Here is a 17,567-nt window from a genome sequence, read left to right as displayed (position 1 = left end):
CTCGGCGTGGGCACGTACGATCGCATCCTCGAACCGCGCTCGGAGCGTCGCCTGCCCCTCGGAGAGGGCACGTGGCATCAGCTGGCCCGCGCGTACGTGCGGGTGCAGCTGATCTCGCAGGGGGCGGTGTTCGTCCTGGTGCTGGCTGCCGCCGTCGTCGTGCAGGCGCTCACGGGGTTCGTGTGGCAGTGGATTCCGGCGGGAGTGGTTCTGCTCGTCACCGTCATCGGGTTCGTCATCACGCCGCGTCAGGCGCGCTCCTTCGGCTATCAACTGCGTCGCGACGACCTCGTGTTCCGTCGAGGAATCCTGTGGCAGCGGGTGGTGGCGGTGCCGTACGGCCGCATGCAGCTCGTCGACATCACCCACGGCCCCCTCGACCGGGGCTTCGGCATCGCCCAGCTGAAGCTCGTCACCGCTGCGGCGTCAACGGGCGTGACCATCCCCGGGCTCACCCAGGAGGCGGCCGAACAGCTGCGCGACACGCTCGTGGCCGTCGCCGAGACCCGCCGGACCGGGCTGTGACCGATCCGGACACGGCGGGCTCGCCCCCGGAGTCGCAGCCTCGGCAACGGACGATCGTCCGGTCGCCGTACAGCGACGGGGAGTGGCATCGGCTCCACCCTCTGACGCCGTTGTTGCGCGGTGGGCTCACCCTTCTTGTGCTCGTGGGCGTCATCGTGGCGAACCTGCGGGAGCGTCTCGTCGAGTGGATCTTCCCGGTCTTCACCGATCTGCCCCCGGGGGAGCTTCCCCCCGACCCGGTCGATTTCCTCCTCGCGAACAATCTGATCCTCATCGCGGCGGCTGCGGCTCTCGTCGTGCTCATCGTGCTGCTGGTGCTGTTCCGGCTGTCCTGGCGGTTCCACACCCTGCGCATCGGCGAGGACGACGTCGAGGTGCGCTCGGGCGTGCTGTTCCGCACACACCGGCGCGCTCCGCTGGACCGCGTGCAGGGGGTCAACCTGACGCGTCCGATGGTCGCCCGTCTCCTGGGGCTCGCGAAGCTCGAGGTGGTCGGCGCAGGCCTCGATGCCAACGTCAAGCTGGAGTACCTCTCGGGCAAGGATGCCGAGGCCATCCGCGGCGACATCCTCCGCCTCGCGTCGGGGCGGCGTCTCGCCGAAGCGCGAGCAGAACCCGGTGGACGCTCGTCCCTCGCTCGGCAGGCGGCCGAGGCCGTGGGATCTGGCCTGCAGGGGATCGTCGACGGGGAGGACCTCTCCGACGCCGAGCCGGAGAGCATCGTGCGTATTCCGTTCGGCCGGCTCGTGGCATCCCGTGTTCTCAGTGGATCGAGCCTCATCCTCATCGCCTTCGTCGTCGGGATCGTCGTGGCCGCGTCGGTGTCGACGCTGTGGCTGCTGTTCACGATCGTTCCGATGTTCCTTGCCTTCGGCGCGTACTACGTGCGGTCGATCGCCCAGGGGCTGCGGTACTCCATCGCCCCGACCCCCGACGGCGTCCGCGTGACGTTCGGTCTGTTCACGACGGTCTCGGAGGTCGTGCCGCCCGGCCGCGTGCACGCGATCGAGGTGCGACAGCCCCTGATGTGGCGTCCGTTCGGATGGTGGGCGATCTCGGTGAACCGCCTCTCGGGGCGGGCCTCGACCGACACGAGCAACGATCAGCTGGCGGCGGTGCTCCCGATCGGAACGCGCGCCGATGTCGAGCGCGTCCTGCGGATCCTCGCCCCCGGCCTGTCGGCCGACGAATGGACACTCGTGTTCCGTGACGGCATCCTGGGTCCGGTGGATGACGACCCGTACGTGACGACCCCGAGACGCGCTCGGTGGCTGCGCCCGCTGTCCTGGCGCCGCAACGGAGCGCTGCTGACCACCGACGCGTTGCTGATGCGTCGCGGGTGGGTGTGGCGTTCGCTGAGCATCGTCCCCCTCGCTCGACTGCAGTCGATCGGTTTGCACCAGGGGCCGCTCGCCCGCGCCACGGGCACAGCCACCCTCATCGCCCACGTGATCGCCGGCACCGTGCAGACGTCGGTCGGTGTTCTGGACCGCGACGACGCCCTGGGGCTGTTCGAGCGGACGGCTCGAGCCGGCGTCGATGCGGCGGCGATCGACCGCACCCACCGGTGGGCCGGATGAGCCGCGGTCGTGATGGACGCCTCGGCGTCGGGGTGATCGGGGCCGGACGCGTCGGGCCGGTCATCGCGGCGGCATTGGCGGGAGCGGGCCACGCCCTGACGGGGATCACGTCGGGCTCCGACGACGACCGTGTCGAGGCGATCCTGCCGGGACTCCCGGTGCTCACGGCCGACGAGGTCGTGCGACGCAGCGAGCTCGTGGTCGTGGCGGTGCCGCACGACCAGCTTCCGGGTCTGGTGTCGGGTCTCGCCGAGGTCGGCGCCTGGCAGCCCGGCCAGCTGGTCCTGCACACGGACGCCGCGTACGGGTCGCGGGTGCTGGATCCCGCCGCCCGTAGCGGTGCGATTCCGCTGGCCATCCATCCCGCCATGGTCTTCACGGGAGTGTCGTCGATCGATCTGCGCCAACTCGCCCAGTCGTATGCCGCCGTCACGGCCCCCGCTCCGGTGCTGCCGATCGCGCAAGCGCTCGCGGTCGAGCTCGGGTGCGAACCGGTCGTGGTCGCCGAGGACGATCGGGCGACGTACGCCGAGGCCATCGCGACGGCGACGGAGTTCTCGCGTTCGATCGTGCGCCAGTCGTCGGCGCTCTTGGATCGCATCGGGGTCGAGAATCCCGGCGCGTACCTGTCTGCGCTCGTCCGATCGAGCGTCGACCAGGCTCTGGTCGAGGGCGGGCGCCGCGACGACCTCGACGGCACCGCTACGATCGACGGATGATCCGCACCCTCGAGGATCTGCGCACCCGACTCGGACAGATCCGAGGCGCAGATCGATCGGACGCCGGCCCGAGCGTCGCCCTGGTATCGACCCTCGGTGCTCTGCACGACGGTCACGTCGACCTGATCCGCGAAGCCCGCGACCTCGCCGACGTGGTCGTGGTGTCGACCTTCGTCAATCCTCTGCGCTTCCGCACGGCCGACGACACGGCGGCTTATCCCCGCTCGCCGGAATCCGACGCGCGGGTTCTCGCCGACCTGGGCGTGGATGTCGTCTTCGCTCCCACGATCGAGGTGTTCCTCCCGGCGGGGACGGCCACGACGCGCGTCTCGGCGGGCGATATCGGCCTGCGTTACGAGGGTCGCGTGCGCCCGTTCTACTTCGACGGGGTCCTCACCGTCGAAGCGAAGCTCTTCCACCTCGTGCGCCCCGACGTCGCGGTGTACGGCGAGCGCGACCTGCAGCGCATCTTCCTCGTGCGTCGGATGGTGCGCGATCTCGACTTCTCGATCGACATCGCGACGGTGCCGACCGTGCGCACCGACGACGGCCTGCCCGTGTCGAGCCGTGTGGCGCTGCTCGATGCGGCCGATCGGCGCGCGGCCGCGGCTCTTCCGCGCGCCCTCGAGGCGGCGGCATCGAACTCCGATCTCGGGGTCGATGCGTGCATCGCGGCGGCTCAGTCGTCGCTGATGGGCGAGCAACGCATCACCCTGGAATACCTGAGCGTGGTCGATCCCGAGACGTTCCTGCCCGTGGACGACGGGCACCGCGGTCGCGCGTTCGCCCTCATCGCCGCCACCGTGGGCGGCCACCGATTCATCGACAACGCCGAGATCTCGCTGCGCTGACGGCGGTCGCCCCGGTCGCGACTCCGGGGCGGTCGGGGACGACGAATAGACTGGGGGAGACCCCGAGGAGCCTCCCTGATGACCGACGCGCCCGCGAACGACGCTGCCGAACCGACCGAAGACGAGGTCTTCGAACAGAAGGCGGTGCGCCTGGCCAAGCGCGAGCGCCTGCTCGCGGAACGTGTCGACGCCGCGGGCGGTCCGTATCCGGTCGTCGTCCCCGTCACCACGACGATCCCCGAGCTGCGCGCGCGTTTCGGCGATCTCGAAGCCGGCGCCGAGACGGGCGAGACGGCCGGGGTCGCCGGCCGCGTGGTGTTCAGCCGTAACACGGGCAAGCTCTGCTTCGCGTCTTTGCAGTCCGGCGACGGAAGCCGCATCCAGGCCATGATCTCGCTCGCGAACGTGGGGGAGGAGTCGCTCCAGGCGTGGAAGGAGCTCGTCGATCTCGGCGACCACGTCTTCGTCTCGGGTGAGGTCATCTCGAGCCGCCGGGGCGAGCTGTCGATCATGGTCGCCGAGTGGACGATCGCCGCCAAGGCCGTGCTGCCCCTGCCGAACCTCCACACGGAGCTCAGCGAGGAGAGCCGCGTTCGCAGCCGCTTCCTCGACCTGATCGTGCGCGACCGCGCCCGCGAGACGGTCCTGGCCCGTGCCAAGGTGAACGCGAGCCTGCGTCGCACCTTCACCGAGCGTGACTTCGTCGAGGTCGAGACCCCGATGCTGCAGGTGCAGCACGGCGGTGCGAGCGCCCGTCCGTTCACGACGCACTCGAACGCCTTCGACACCGAGCTGTTCTTGCGCATCGCGCCCGAGCTCTACCTCAAGCGCGCCGTCGTGGGCGGCATCGACCGGGTCTACGAGATCAACCGCAACTTCCGCAACGAAGGTGCCGACACGACGCACAGCCCCGAGTTCGCGATGCTCGAGGCGTACCAGGCCTACACCGACTACAACGGCATCGCCGACCTGACCCAGACCCTGATCCAGGACGCCGCCGTCGCCGTGGCGGGGTCGACCACCGTCACGTGGGCAGACGGCACCGAGTACGACCTGGGCGGCGAGTGGGACCGCATCTCGATGTACGAATCGCTGTCGGCGGCGTCCGGTCGTGAGATCACCCCCGAGACCTCGCTCGACGAGCTGCGCGCACTCGGCGGCGAGGCCGGCGTCGACGCCCCGCCCCAGGACACCCACGGCAAGTGGGTCGAAGAGCTGTGGGAGCACTTCGTGAAGGGCGGCCTGACACGGCCGACCTTCGTCATGGACTTCCCCGTCGACACCAGCCCCCTCGTGCGCGAGCACCGCTCGATCGCGGGCGTCGTCGAGAAATGGGATCTCTACGTGCGCGGCTTCGAGCTCGCGACCGGGTACTCCGAGCTCGTCGACCCCGTGATCCAGCGTCACCGCTTCACCGAGCAGGCGAAGCTGGCCGCTCGGGGCGACGTCGAAGCGATGCCCATCGACGAGGAGTTCTTGCGTGCCCTCGAGCACGGTATGCCCCCCACCGGCGGCATGGGCATGGGAATCGACCGTCTGCTCATGGCGATCACCGGGTTGGGAATCCGGGAGACGATCCTGTTCCCGCTGGTGAAGTAGGACGCTCGAAGACCCACTCCGGGAGGCGCCCGGCGTCGATGATGTCGAGCATGATCGCGCTCAGACCGTGGTCCGCGTCGATCTCGAGTGCCGTCTCGGCGTAGGTGGCGGCGTGGGAGCCTCTTCCCCGCGCCCATGCGAGCCAGGCGCACGCCGACAGGGCACCCGTGCGACGCTCCTGGGGGAGGGCTGCGGCCACGAACCGGCAGAGCTCGAGGGCGCGGCGAAGACGATCGGGGTCGGGGTGAGCTCCCTCTCCCCACATCGGCCGAGCGAGGTCGTCGGGGAACGGCTTCCCGCGGTGGAACGCCGTTTGCGCGTGGAGAACGGCGTCACCCGTGGCGAGGTCGGCCGCCCACTGCATGAGCGCCACGTCTCGCAGCGAAGGGCGGGCGAGGCAGAAGGCGACCGCGGCGAGCTGTGCGGCGTCGAGGTCGGAGGGTGCGCAGGCCAGAGCGTCCTCGAGAAGCATAGGTGGATCCGCGATGAACGCTGCGGCCGGGTCGGCTGTGGCGGCACGTTTCAACAGGGGGAGCCCTCGCCGCTCGTGCGCGCCGCCGAGTACGCGCTCGATCTTCCGCAGCACGGCGAGCATGCTGCGGGAGACGGCGGGATCGACCTGCGGGAGACCCGCCGCGGCGAACTGGTCGTCGTCGCACGGAAACTCGGGTTCGCCCAGCGGCGGCGCGGTGAGCTCGCTCAGCGGGTGTGGCACCGCTGACGAGGGCGACAGGTAGCTCTTCCAGCCGTCCGCGCCGACGACGAGGGCGTCGATGACACGGAGCCCGCAGATGTCGGCCCGGGCGATGGCTGCATCGACGAGCGCGCGGTGCGGCAGGTCCGCGAGGTCGGCGAGCGCGCCGTCGGCGTAGACGACGATCGCCACGGCATCGGTTCGCGCGACCTTGCACGCCATGCCGATGACCGTCGAGGCGATGCTCTCATCCGAGACGGACCGGTCGGTCGGGGGGAGATCGACGCGCATCGCGCCGAGCGAGCGGGACTCGGCGAACGGCACGAGGACGAGGCTCTGGCGCGGGGTGCATTCGAGCAGGCGTGGGACGAGGGCGAGGAACGAGGCGGACGAAGTGACGGGGACGACGGCGGGTGTCATGCCTCGAGGGTGGCCAAAACGGTCACCCTCCCGCCGTGCGGAATAGCTCGATCGTGGATGAATCCGCGCATCAGCGGCCTGGGGAGGAGTCCCTTGAGACCGCGCGCTCAGGCAGCGCGGGTATCCTCGAAGCCATGGACGAGACCTGGACTGCGATGCTGTGGGCGATCCTGCCGACCCTCGTGGTGTCGGTGGTCTTCTTCTTCATCCTCCGCAATGTCATCCGGATGGATCGCACCGAGCGCAAGGCCTACGCGCGCATCGAAGCGGAGGAGCGTGCCAAGCGCGGTCTTCCCCCCGTCGCGCGCACGGGCGAGGGGCCCGCGGCCTGACAACCCGGCGGCCCCTGTCGGAGGCCGTCGCTACGCTGGGTCCACAACCCGTGCAGGAGGACCCGTGCTCAACGCCACGTTCGACGCGAGCTGGCTCGTCATCACGCTCTTCGTCGTCGACCTGGTGGTGCGCATCGCCGCGATCATCATCGTTCCGCGCAACCGGCGGCCCACCGCCGCGATGGCCTGGCTGCTCGCGATCTACTTCATCCCCTTCGTGGGGGTCTTCCTCTTCCTGCTCATCGGCAACCCGCGGCTGCCGCGAAAGCGCCGTCGCAAGCAGGCGGCGATCAATGAGTACATCCACGACACGAGCGCTTCGCTCGAGTTCGGCACCCTCCGCCCCAACGCCCCCCAGTGGTTCCGCGCGCTCGTTCAGCTCAACCGCAATCTGGGGGCCATGCCGATCGCAGGAGACAACGCCGCCACCCTGATCGCCGACTACCAGCAGAGCCTGGATGCCATGGCCGAGGCCATCCGGCAGGCGCAGCGTTACGTGCATGTCGAGTTCTACATCCTGCAGACCGACGACTCGACCGACAACTTCTTCCGCGCCCTCGAAGAGGCCGCGCAGCGCGGCGTCGTCGTGCGCGTCCTGCTGGATCACTGGGCGAACCGCGGCAAGCCGTTCTACCGGCAGACGCTTCGACGCCTCGATGCGATGGGCGCTCACTGGCACCTCATGCTGCCCGTCCAACCGCTGCGCGGCCGATATCAGCGTCCCGACCTGCGTAATCACCGCAAACTCCTCGTGATCGACGGCGATGTCGCCTACATGGGTTCGCAGAACGTCACCGACTCGTCGTACAACCTGCGAAAGAACATCCGCCGCGGTCTGCACTGGGTGGACCTGATGGTCCGCGTCGAGGGCCCCGTCGTCGCGAGCATCAACGCGGTGTTCCTCTCCGACTGGTACAGCGAGACCGACGAGACCCTCCGCGACGAGATCGATCTGTTCAGCGTGACGTCGGGCCCGGGCGATCTCGACTGTCAGGTCGTGCCCTCGGGCCCCGGATTCGATTTCCAGAACAACCTCAAGCTGTTCCTCGGCCTGTTGTTCGCCGCGAAAGAACGCATCATCATCGTCAGCCCCTACTTCGTCCCCGACGAAGCGCTGCTGCTCGCGATCACGACCGCGTGCCAGCGCGGCGTGCACGTCGAGCTCTTCGTCTCGGAAGAGGGCGATCAGGCGATGGTCTACCACGCCCAGCGCAGCTACTACGAGGCTCTGCTGCACGCGGGCGTCACGATCTGGATGTACCGCAAGCCCTACATCCTGCACAGCAAGAGCGTCACGATCGACGACGAGGTCGCCGTCATCGGTTCCAGCAACATGGACATGCGATCGTTCGGTCTGAATCTCGAGGTGTCGCTGCTCGTGCGCGGCGAGGAGTTCGTCCGCGACATGCGCGACGTCGAGGATGCCTACCGCACCCTCAGCCGGCAGCTGACGATCGAGGAGTGGCGCCGCCAGCCGTTGCGCTCGACGATCCTCGACAACCTGGCCCGCCTCACCTCTGCCCTGCAGTGACGCGCCGCGGCGTTCGCCGCCGGCATCCAGGATTCTCCGACATCATGGGGCAGAACTCGCCCCCGGAGGTTCTCATGTCACGTCCCCGCTTGACCCTGATCGCAATGATCGGCGCCGGTTTCGTCGTCGCCGGTGCTCTCGCCGGATGCGCCACGGGCGCGTCATCGCCTTCGATGTCGGGGGGAGTGTCCCCCAGCCCGGATGCCACGAGCGCGACGCCGTCCGCCGAGATCGGGGCCGCGTGGGTCGACGGCGGCCGGTCGATCGCCGTGGTCACGAACGGAAGCTCCTCGTGCCCGCCGGTCGTCAGCGGCCAGCCGAGCGTCGCCGGAGCCGTGATCACGGTGCAGCTCGCCGGGTCTTCTCAGCAGGAGTGCACGCGCGACATGGCTCCGCGGGCCACGCTGGTCGCGCTGCCCGCGGGTGTCGACCCCGCCAAGGACCTCACCGTCACCGTGACGGGTGCGGCGCAGGGCGAGGCGAACCTCGCGGGGCTTGCGACCACGCCCGCGGCCCCGAGCGAATTCTCGCCCTCCGCGGGCTGGGTGAACGACTCGCTGGTCGCGATCGTCACCTACGGCAGCTCCACGTGCGTCCCGTCCGTCGAGACGATCACCGCCGCCGGCGGCGATGTCGCCGTGCAGTTCGCGACGCCGCCGGCAGATCAGATCTGCACCATGGACATCGCACCGCGCGTGACACTCGCCGACATCGGCCGCGAGGCCGGCTCGGGCGCGGTGTCGCTCGTGCTCTCCGGCGGTGGCGTCGATGCGAGCGCGCCCATCCCCGTACTCGGCACGCGCTGACCGCGGCGGGGGCGTCAGCGCTCCACGACGAGGAGGTCGCCGACCTCGCACTCCAGCACGCGGCAGATCGCGGACAGCGTCGAGTAACGGATCGCGCGGGCACGGTCGTTCTTCAGCACCGACAGGTTGACCACCGACACCCCGACGAGCTCGCTGAGTCGCGTCAACGTCATGCCCCGCGCCTCGAGGAGTTCATCGAGGCGACAGTGGATGCCGGTGGGCCCGTCGTCCGTGGCGGCCGGGGTCATACGAGGCCTTCGGTGTCGCGCTGGAGGCGGTCGCCGACCGCGAAGACGGTGCCGGCGAGGGCGACGACGAAAGCGACGGCGAAGATCGTGAAGACGTCGACCGTTCCCACGACGGCACGGTCGTACGTGCCGTCGGACACTCGCGCGAGGGCGCCGTTGACGGCCATGTTGTGGAAGAACGGCACGAGATACATCCCCGCGAGGGCGACGAGGCCCGCGGTGGTCACGAGCACGGTGTGCGCGCGCGAGAAGATGCGGCCGCGCAGGATGCCGAAGCACAGTACGAGCAGCAGGGCGACCACCGTCACCATCGCGACGGCGAACAGGACGTGGCTGATGACGAGCGCGGCGAGAGATGCGGGCTGCAGCGACGCCACCGTCACCGAGGCGGAGTCCAGCTGAACGGCCACCGGCGATCCGCCGGGACCGAGCGGGGCCTGTGCCTCGGTCGCGACGAACGGCGCGAGCAGTGTGATGTCGCGATTCGGCAGGACGCTCGCGAGGTCGATGATCGTCTGCACGACGGCGGACACGGCGATGGCGACACCGCCGATGAGGAAGAGGGTGAAGCCGATGGTGTCGCCGCGCGAGAGGATGCGCGGCTGTGTACGCGTGGGTGTCACGGAGACTCCTTATCGATGATCGTTATTATCGATGTTCGATAAGGTATCGACTGTCGATGGGTTTTGCAACCCCGACCGGCGAGGCGGTATGCCCACGGCGAACACGGGGCTCTGGCATCCGGCCGCTGGTTACTCTCGATGTACGGCGCGCGGAGGCGTGCCTGTCAGCCCATTTTTGGAGGGACTGAGGATGTTCGAAAGATTCACCGATCGTGCTCGTCGTGTGGTCGTGCTCGCCCAAGAAGAGGCGAAGATGTTGAACCACAACTACATCGGCACGGAGCACATCCTTCTGGGCCTCATCCACGAGGGTGAGGGTGTGGCTGCCAAGGCGCTGGAGTCGCTGGGCATCTCGCTCGATGCCGTCCGCGAGCAGGTGCAGGACATCATCGGCCAGGGTCAGCAGCAGCCGACCGGCCACATCCCCTTCACGCCCCGTGCGAAGAAGGTCCTCGAGCTGTCGTTGCGCGAAGCGCTCCAGCTCGGCCACAACTACATCGGAACCGAGCACATCCTGCTCGGTCTCATCCGCGAGGGTGAGGGCGTCGCCGCCCAGGTCCTCGTCAAGCTCGGTGCCGACCTGAACAAGGTGCGCCAGCAGGTCATCCAGTTGCTCTCGGGCTACCAGGGCAAGGAGCCCGCGGGCGTCGCCTCGGGTGCCGGCGAGCAGACCCAGGGCGCGGCCCAGGGCGGGTCGGCCGTGCTCGACCAGTTCGGACGCAACCTCACGCAGGCTGCGCGCGACAACAAGCTCGACCCCGTCATCGGGCGCGAGAAAGAGATCGAGCGCGTGATGCAGATCCTGTCGCGCCGGTCGAAGAACAACCCCGTCCTGATCGGAGAGCCCGGCGTCGGCAAGACCGCCGTCGTCGAGGGACTCGCGCAGGCCATCGTCAAGGGCGATGTCCCCGAGACGCTGAAGGACAAGCAGGTCTATTCGCTCGATCTCGGCTCCCTCATCGCCGGGTCCCGCTACCGCGGCGATTTCGAAGAGCGCCTGAAGAAGGTCACGAAAGAGATCCGCACGCGCGGCGACATCATCGTCTTCATCGACGAGATCCACACCCTCGTGGGCGCGGGCGCCGCAGAGGGCGCGATCGACGCGGCATCCATCCTCAAGCCGCTCCTCGCGCGCGGTGAGCTCCAGACCATCGGTGCCACCACGCTCGACGAGTACCGCAAGCACTTCGAGAAGGACGCCGCTCTCGAGCGCCGCTTCCAGCCGATCCAGGTCGCCGAGCCGAGCCTGCCCCACGCGATCAACATCCTGAAGGGGCTGCGCGACCGCTACGAGGCGCACCACAAGGTGCAGATCACCGACGGCGCCATCGTCGCCGCGGCGAACCTGGCCGACCGCTACATCAGCGACCGGTTCCTCCCCGACAAGGCCATCGACCTGATCGACGAGGCCGGCGCCCGCCTGCGTCTGTCGATCCTGTCGAGCCCGCCGGAGCTGCGCGAGTTCGACGAGAAGATCGCCAAGGTCCGCGAGCAGAAGGAGCAGGCCTCCGAGGACCAGGACTTCGAGAAGGCCGCCGCGCTGCGCGACGAGGAGAAGTCGCTCCTCGCGGAGCGCCTGCGTCTCGAGAAGCAGTGGCGCTCGGGCGACGTCGCCTCCCACGCGGTGGTCGACGAGGGCCTGATCGCCGAGGTCCTCGCGCAGGCGACCGGCATCCCGGTGTTCAAGCTCACCGAAGAAGAGTCCAGCCGCCTCATGTTCATGGAGAAGGCGCTGCACCAGCGCGTCATCGGCCAGGAAGAGGCGATCGCGGCCCTCTCGCGCACGATCCGTCGTCAGCGTGCGGGTCTCAAGGACCCGAAGCGCCCCTCGGGCTCGTTCATCTTCGCCGGCCCCACCGGTGTCGGAAAGACCGAGCTCGCCAAGGCACTCGCCGAGTTCCTGTTCGACGACGAGGGCGCGTTGATCTCCCTCGACATGTCGGAGTTCGGCGAGAAGCACACGGTCTCGCGTCTGTTCGGTGCCCCTCCCGGGTTCGTCGGCTTCGAAGAGGGCGGCCAGCTCACCGAGAAGGTGCGTCGCAAGCCCTTCTCGGTCGTGCTCTTCGACGAGATCGAGAAGGCCCACCCGGACATCTTCAACTCGCTCCTGCAGATCCTCGAAGAGGGTCGTCTGACCGATGGTCAGGGTCGCGTCATCGACTTCAAGAACACCGTGATCATCATGACGACGAACCTCGGTTCGTCGGCGATCGCCGGTGGCCCGGTCGGCTTCCAGGTCGAGGGCAGCGCGCAGACCTCGTACGAGCGGATGAAGGGCAAGGTCGACGAGGAGCTCAAGCGTCACTTCAAGCCCGAGTTCCTCAACCGTGTCGACGATGTCATCGTCTTCCCGCAGCTGAACAAGGACGAGCTCCGCCAGATCGTCGGCCTGTTCGTGAAGCGCCTCGCCGACCGGCTGCTCGATCGCGACATGACCGTCGAGCTGTCGGACGACGCGAAGGACAAGCTCATCGAGATCGGTTTCGACCCGACCCTCGGAGCTCGCCCCCTGCGCCGCGCCATGCAGCGCGAGGTCGAGGACCGGCTCAGTGAGAAGATCCTGCACGGCGAGCTCGAGTCGGGCGACCACGTGAAGGTCGGCGTCGAGAACGGTCAGTTCTCGTTCGAGACCAGCCCGCGCGGCGAGAAGGTCGCGATCGGCGTCGGAACGGCGGGAGAGATCGCCGCCACCCCCGACACCCTCGCGGGCAGCTGATCGCGTAGAACAAGAAGGGGCCCGGATGCCATGGCATCCGGGCCCCTTGTCGTCGTGTGCCGCGGCTGGTCAGAACAGCTGGCGCGCGTTCGTCGCGGCGAGGTCGATCAGCTCGTCGCCGCGACCGGAGAGGACCGTTCGGATCGCGTACAGCGTGAAGCCCTTGGCCTGTTCGAGAGTCACGGACGGGGGCATCGACAGCTCCTGGCGTGCCGTCTTCACCGACACGAGCGCCGGGCCGGGGTGCGCGAGGGCCGCGGCGAGCGAGGTCTCGAGGTCGGCGGACTCGTCGACGCGGAACGACGTGATGCCGATGGCTTCGGCGACGGCCGCGAAGTCGGGGTTACGCAGGTCGGTGCCGTAGTTGACGAACCCGGCCGCCTTCATCTCCAGCTCGACGAAATTGAGCGAGGAGTTGTCGAAGACGACGATCTTCACGGGAAGGTCGTTCTGGACGATCGTGATCAGCTCGCCGAGCAGCATCGCCAGCCCGCCGTCGCCCGCGAGAGCGACGATCTGGCGGTCGGGGAAGGCGGCTTGCGCGCCGATCGCGTGGGAGACGGCGTTCGCCATCGTGCCGTGCGCGAACGATCCGATCAGACGGCGCTCCTTCGTCATCGTGAGATAGCGCGCCGCCCACACCACGGGAGATCCCACATCGGGGATGAAGACCGCGTCATCGGCGGCGAGACGGTCGAGCGTGCGCGCGACGAACTGCGGGTGCAGCGGTTTGCCGGAGGCTGCGGGGACCGCGAGGTCGTCGAGCTTCGCGCGCGTGGTCCGGTAGTGGGAACGGGCGTCGTCGGCGTGCCGCGTCGATCGCCCCTCGGCCAGCAGCGGGAGGAGCGCGCGGGCGGTGTCGCGCACCGTGCCGACGAGTCCGATGTCGACGGGATGCCGGCGTCCGAGCTGTTCTCCTCGGACGTCGACCTGGATGTGCGTCGCGCGACTCGGGTAGAACTGCTGGTACGGGAAGTCCGTGCCCAGCATCAGGACGACATCGGCATCTTCCATCGCCCGGTACCCCGACGAGAAGCCGAGAAGCCCGGTCATCCCCACGTCGAACGGGTTGTCCCACTCGATGTGCTCCTTGCCGCGCAGCGCGTGCACGATCGGTGCCTGCAGGCGGCGTGCCAGGTCGACGACCTCGTCGTGGGCGTCGGCGACACCGGCTCCGGCGAGAATCGTCACCTTCTCGGCGGCGTTCAAGACATCGGCGGTGCGGCGCAGTTCGTCGTCGGACGGAAGGATGCGCGGAGTCGCGCGCGACACGGTCGCCACGCGGTCGTTCTTCGCTTTGGCGAGCAGCACGTCGCCCGGGATGACGAGCACGGCGACACCGCGCTTCTCGATCGCCTCTCGCATGGCGATCTCGAGCAGTCTCGGCATCTGCACCGGGTCGGCGACGTATTCGACGTAGACCGAGCACTCGCGGAAGAGTTCCTGCGGGTGCGTCTCTTGGAAGTAGGTCGATCCGATCTCCGCGGTGGGGATGTGCGCGGCGATCGCGAGGACCGGCACGCGCGAGCGGTTGGCGTCGTAGAGACCGTTGATGAGGTGCAGGTTGCCCGGCCCGCAGCTTCCCGCGCAGACGGTGAGCTCCCCCGTCAGCTCCGCCTCGGCCGAGGCGGCGAAGGCCGCTGCCTCTTCGTGCCGCACGTGCATCCAGCGGATTTCGCCATCTCGACGGATCGCGTCGGTGAAGCCGTTCAGGGAATCGCCGGGCAGGCCGTAGATGCGCTGCACGCCGTGATGGCGGAGGGCGGAGACGATGTTCTCGGCAACGGTAGGCACGAGGCAGTCCTTTCATCGAAGAAGGGGGCGAATCGCGCGACCGCTCGTGACGATCGCGCGTCACCATCGCCCACGCTACTCCCGTCGTCGAGGCTTTCCCCTGCCTCGCCTCTGAGCGGGCTATGCGTCGAACACACAGCTGCGCACTCGGCGTGGACGCCGCTTCTTCGCGGACCGCCGACCCGACCGGCGTACCCTGGGACCATGACCTCATCCGCGCCGTTCGTCGTCCGCCCCGCCGGAACCGCCGACGTCCGACGCATCCACGAGCTCCTCGAGCCGTTCGTGCAGAAGCGCATCCTGCTGGGCAAAGACCTGGTCGTGCTCTACGGCTCCGTGCAGCAGTTCGTCGTCGCAGAGGCGGACGGCGTGGTCATCGGGTGCGGCGCTCTGCACGTGATGTGGGAGGACCTCGCCGAGATCCGCACGCTCATCGTCCACGACGACTGGCTGCACCATGGCGTGGGTCGCGGCATCGTCGAGACTCTCGAGGACCGCGCGCGCGAGCTCGGCGTCTCGCGACTGTTCTGCCTCACATTCGAGGTCGACTTCTTCACCCGTCGAGGTTTCGCCGAGATCGGCGAGCAGGTCGTGGACCCCGACGTGTACTCGCAGCTGGTGCGCAGCCCCGACGAGGGTGTCGCGGAGTTCCTCGACCTCGCGCACGTGAAGCCGAACACCCTGGGCAACACCCGGATGCTGAAGCAGCTGTGAGCCTGCGCTCCTGAGCGTGCCGTGGCGTGAGCGCACAGCCGCGCCGCCTACCCTGGAACCATGACCGATGCCCCCCGTAGGCGGAGGCAGTCCCCGGCGGTCTACCGTCGTCGTCGTCTCGCCGCAGGGCTCCTCGCCCTGCTGGTGATCGGCCTCGTCGTGTGGCTCGTCGCGGCTCCCCCGTGGCGTGCCGCCCCCACCGCCGAGGCGACTCCTGCTCCCGCTGCGAGCGCTCCCGTTGCCACGGCGACGACGACCGCGCCGGTGGCGTCCGGCGCTCCCTCGGCGTCTCCCTCCGTCTCGCCCACTCCGACCGCGCCCGCGGGGCCCGTCGAGTGCACGGCATCCGACATCACCGTCGCGGCACTGTCGGACAAGAGCGAGTACGCCCAGGGTGAGAACCCTCAGCTGTCGATCAAGCTCACGAACACGAGCGCGAACCCCTGCACCATGAACGTCGGGACGAGCGCGCAGTCGTTCACCGTGACCAGCGGGTCGGACGTGTGGTGGCGGTCGACGGACTGCCAGGCCGAGCCGAGCGACATGGAGGTGACGCTGGCCGCGGGCCAGGTCGTCACCAGCTCCGCACCGCTGACCTGGGACCGTACGCGCTCCTCGGTGAACTCGTGCGGCGGAGAGCGGCCCTACGCGCCCGGCGGGGGAGCGACCTACCACCTGAGCGTGTCCATCGGCGGCATTCCGTCGTCGGGCACGGCGTCGTTCATTCTGCGCTGAACGCACGAGGGGCGGATGCCGATCGGCATCCGCCCCTCGTGCGTTCGCGGCTCAGGCGCCGGGCTTCTTGCCGAACACCTCGTTCTGCATGGCGTCGTAGCCCTCCGCCTGGGGGTCGCCGTGCAGGCCGCCGGACAGGGCGTACTCCTCCTCGGGGGAGAGGACGAGGCGGTGGCGACCGTAGGCCGCGAAGGCGACGAAGATCACGGCGTAGACCACGATGATCGCCACGATCGCGAGCAGATACGCGGAGTTCAGCAGCAGGCCGAAGAAGACGACCGCGGCGATGATCGCCGCCGAGTAGGCGCCGAACAGACCCCAGGGGCTTCTGTAGGGCCGCACCGCGTTCGGGAACTTCCGTCGAAGGATGATGAACGACACCATCTGCAGGAAGTACGCCAGCACCGCGCCCCACACGGCGATGTTCAGCACGATCGCACCCGCCGGGCTGGTGTCGCCGCCGGCCGACTGCACGACGACGAGTGCGACGAAACCGAGAACCGCGCCGAACACCAGCGCGACCCAGGGTGTCTTGCGTGCGCCCGTGAGCGACAACCAGCGCGGGTAGTAGCCGGCGCGCGAGAGCGAGTACATGTTGCGCCCGTAGGCGAACATGATGCCCATCAGGGATGCCAGGAGTCCGACGAGAGCGAGCAGCGAGAGAAGGGCCGCGGCCTGGTCTCCGACCATCGCGCGGAAACCGTCGAGCAGGGGTTCGAGCGAGCTGCCGGTGGCGTCGGCGCCGAGCACGCCGGTGTTCAGGAACAGCACGATGAGGCCGGTGACGATGAGCGTGCCGCGGGCCCAGAGGCCGGCGCGGGGGATGTCGCGAGCGGGGTCGTGCGATTCTTCGGCGGCGAGGGGGAGCTCCTCGATGCCCAGGAAGAACCACATCGCGAAGGGGAGTGCCAACAGGATCGACCCGACGCCGAAAGGCAGGAACTCGGTGTTGCCGTCGGTGGGGGCGATGTTCCAGAGCGAGCTCCAGTCGAACGCGCCCGTCAGAAGCGACATCGCGCCGAAGACCACGATGATGCCGATCGAGATGATCGAGACGACGATCGCGAACCCGAAGGAGATGTTCGCGCCGGCGGCGTTGAGAGCGATGAACAGCGCGTAGAGGATGATCCACCAGACGAAAGAGGGGAGGCTCACGCCGGTCAGCAGCTCGAGCGCCGAGTCGGCGTACTGCCCCGAGAAGTAGACGACGACAGCGGTGGTCGCGACGTATTCGATGGTCTCGGCGAGACCCGTCGCGAGGCCGCCCCACGGTCCCATCGCCGACCGGGCGAACGAGTAGGCGCCGCCCGTGTGCGGCATGGCGGCGGCCATCTCTCCGATCGAGAAGGTGAGGCCGTAGTACATCACCACCAGGATGACGAAGGCGATGAGCATGCCGCCGAACCCGGCGAAGCCGATGCCGAAGTTCCAGCCCGAGAAGTCGCCCGAGATGACGGCGGCGACGGCGAGACCCCACAGGCCCCAGACACCCGCCGAGCGTTTCAGCGTGCGTTTCTCGAAGTACGAGGCGTCGGTGGCCGTATAGGTGGCTCCGGCGACCTTTTTGCGGGAGTTGCTCGAGGTGGACATGTGGCCTCCAGACGGATGCGGACAGGCTTCGGGGTCGCCTTGCGGGAAATCATGGCCTTCTATAGGTCGACCTGTCTACCTTTGGCGTGT

General features: G+C 68.6%; 16 protein-coding genes. 11 read left to right on the top strand and 5 right to left on the bottom strand.

From position 1 onward, the window contains the following. Positions 1-6: 6 nt before the first annotated feature. From AB6V29_RS08540 to lysS, 5 genes are all read left to right on the top strand, one after another. A complete protein-coding gene (locus AB6V29_RS08540; protein ID WP_267789368.1) occupies positions 7-525 on the top strand; it encodes a PH domain-containing protein in 519 nt (172 codons plus the stop codon). Then, positions 522-2,105, top strand: coding sequence for a PH domain-containing protein (locus AB6V29_RS08535; RefSeq protein ID WP_267789295.1), 1,584 nt, complete (start codon positions 522-524; stop codon positions 2,103-2,105). Before AB6V29_RS08540 ends, AB6V29_RS08535 begins: the two co-directional genes overlap by 4 nt. Further along, on the top strand, positions 2,102-2,824 hold the full coding sequence (locus tag AB6V29_RS08530) for a DUF2520 domain-containing protein (protein WP_267789296.1): 723 nt from the start codon (positions 2,102-2,104) through the stop codon (positions 2,822-2,824). Before AB6V29_RS08535 ends, AB6V29_RS08530 begins: the two co-directional genes overlap by 4 nt. Continuing rightward, a complete protein-coding gene (gene panC, locus AB6V29_RS08525; RefSeq protein WP_267789297.1) occupies positions 2,821-3,675 on the top strand; it encodes a pantoate--beta-alanine ligase in 855 nt (284 codons plus the stop codon). The genes AB6V29_RS08530 and panC overlap by 4 nt, the downstream gene beginning before the upstream one ends. A 78-nt stretch (positions 3,676-3,753) precedes the next feature. Continuing rightward, the gene (lysS, locus tag AB6V29_RS08520; RefSeq protein ID WP_307314815.1) at positions 3,754-5,274 is read left to right on the top strand and encodes a lysine--tRNA ligase; all 1,521 of its coding nucleotides are present in this window, start codon (positions 3,754-3,756) and stop codon (positions 5,272-5,274) included. On the opposite strand, the gene AB6V29_RS08515 is transcribed toward lysS, so the two are convergent. Next, entirely contained in the window at positions 5,225-6,388 is a 1,164-nt protein-coding gene (locus AB6V29_RS08515) for a DUF4192 family protein (protein WP_369358026.1), read from the bottom strand. The genes lysS and AB6V29_RS08515 overlap by 50 nt on opposite strands. A 134-nt stretch (positions 6,389-6,522) precedes the next feature. Between AB6V29_RS08515 and AB6V29_RS08510 the strand changes: the two genes are divergently transcribed. The 3 genes from AB6V29_RS08510 to AB6V29_RS08500 all read left to right on the top strand — a co-directional run bounded on the left by AB6V29_RS08510 (position 6,523) and on the right by AB6V29_RS08500 (position 9,057). After that, positions 6,523-6,720: a hypothetical protein gene (locus tag AB6V29_RS08510; RefSeq protein WP_103206864.1), complete on the top strand. Its 198-nt coding sequence runs from the start codon at positions 6,523-6,525 to the stop codon at positions 6,718-6,720. A gap of 64 nt (positions 6,721-6,784) precedes the next feature. Then, on the top strand, positions 6,785-8,251 hold the full coding sequence (cls, locus tag AB6V29_RS08505) for a cardiolipin synthase (RefSeq protein WP_267789299.1): 1,467 nt from the start codon (positions 6,785-6,787) through the stop codon (positions 8,249-8,251). An 89-nt stretch (positions 8,252-8,340) separates the two neighbouring features. Further along, positions 8,341-9,057 carry a hypothetical protein gene (locus tag AB6V29_RS08500; protein WP_369358023.1) on the top strand — a complete coding sequence of 239 codons (717 nt, stop codon included), beginning with the start codon at positions 8,341-8,343 and terminating at the stop codon, positions 9,055-9,057. 14 nt (positions 9,058-9,071) lie between these two features. Here the strand turns inward: AB6V29_RS08500 and AB6V29_RS08495 are convergent, their stop codons facing one another. Together AB6V29_RS08495 and AB6V29_RS08490 are read right to left on the bottom strand one after the other, a co-directional pair. Next, positions 9,072-9,305 carry a helix-turn-helix transcriptional regulator gene (locus AB6V29_RS08495; RefSeq protein WP_267789301.1) on the bottom strand — a complete coding sequence of 78 codons (234 nt, stop codon included), beginning with the start codon at positions 9,303-9,305 and terminating at the stop codon, positions 9,072-9,074. Continuing rightward, positions 9,302-9,928, bottom strand: a complete 627-nt coding sequence (locus AB6V29_RS08490; RefSeq protein WP_369358021.1) for a hypothetical protein — start codon at positions 9,926-9,928, stop codon at positions 9,302-9,304. The genes AB6V29_RS08495 and AB6V29_RS08490 overlap by 4 nt, the downstream gene beginning before the upstream one ends. Before the next feature lie 190 nt (positions 9,929-10,118). On the opposite strand from AB6V29_RS08490, the gene AB6V29_RS08485 reads away from it, so the two are divergent. Beyond that, positions 10,119-12,644, top strand: coding sequence for an ATP-dependent Clp protease ATP-binding subunit (locus AB6V29_RS08485; protein ID WP_103206859.1), 2,526 nt, complete (start codon positions 10,119-10,121; stop codon positions 12,642-12,644). Between the two features lie 69 nt (positions 12,645-12,713). On the opposite strand, the gene poxB is transcribed toward AB6V29_RS08485, so the two are convergent. Further along, a complete protein-coding gene (gene poxB / locus AB6V29_RS08480; RefSeq protein WP_369358019.1) occupies positions 12,714-14,438 on the bottom strand; it encodes a ubiquinone-dependent pyruvate dehydrogenase in 1,725 nt (574 codons plus the stop codon). A 204-nt stretch (positions 14,439-14,642) separates the two neighbouring features. Here poxB and AB6V29_RS08475 point away from each other — a divergent pair, with 204 nt between their 5' ends. Together AB6V29_RS08475 and AB6V29_RS08470 are read left to right on the top strand one after the other, a co-directional pair. Then, positions 14,643-15,152: an amino-acid N-acetyltransferase gene (locus AB6V29_RS08475; protein WP_369358017.1), complete on the top strand. Its 510-nt coding sequence runs from the start codon at positions 14,643-14,645 to the stop codon at positions 15,150-15,152. 60 nt (positions 15,153-15,212) lie between these two features. Continuing rightward, positions 15,213-15,887 (top strand): hypothetical protein, encoded by a 675-nt coding sequence (locus AB6V29_RS08470; RefSeq protein WP_210072420.1) that lies wholly within the window; start codon positions 15,213-15,215, stop codon positions 15,885-15,887. A 51-nt stretch (positions 15,888-15,938) separates the two neighbouring features. Here the strand turns inward: AB6V29_RS08470 and AB6V29_RS08465 are convergent, their stop codons facing one another. Then, complete coding sequence (locus AB6V29_RS08465) at positions 15,939-17,477, bottom strand: amino acid permease (protein WP_369358015.1); 1,539 nt, start codon at positions 17,475-17,477, stop codon at positions 15,939-15,941. Positions 17,478-17,567: the final 90 nt, after the last annotated feature.

It is taken from the genome of Microbacterium sp. 20-116, from assembly GCF_041079415.1.
Lineage (GTDB): Bacteria > Actinomycetota > Actinomycetes > Actinomycetales > Microbacteriaceae > Microbacterium.
Note: the sequence above shows the minus strand (reverse complement) of the source record. Positions and strands in the feature narration are given on the sequence as shown.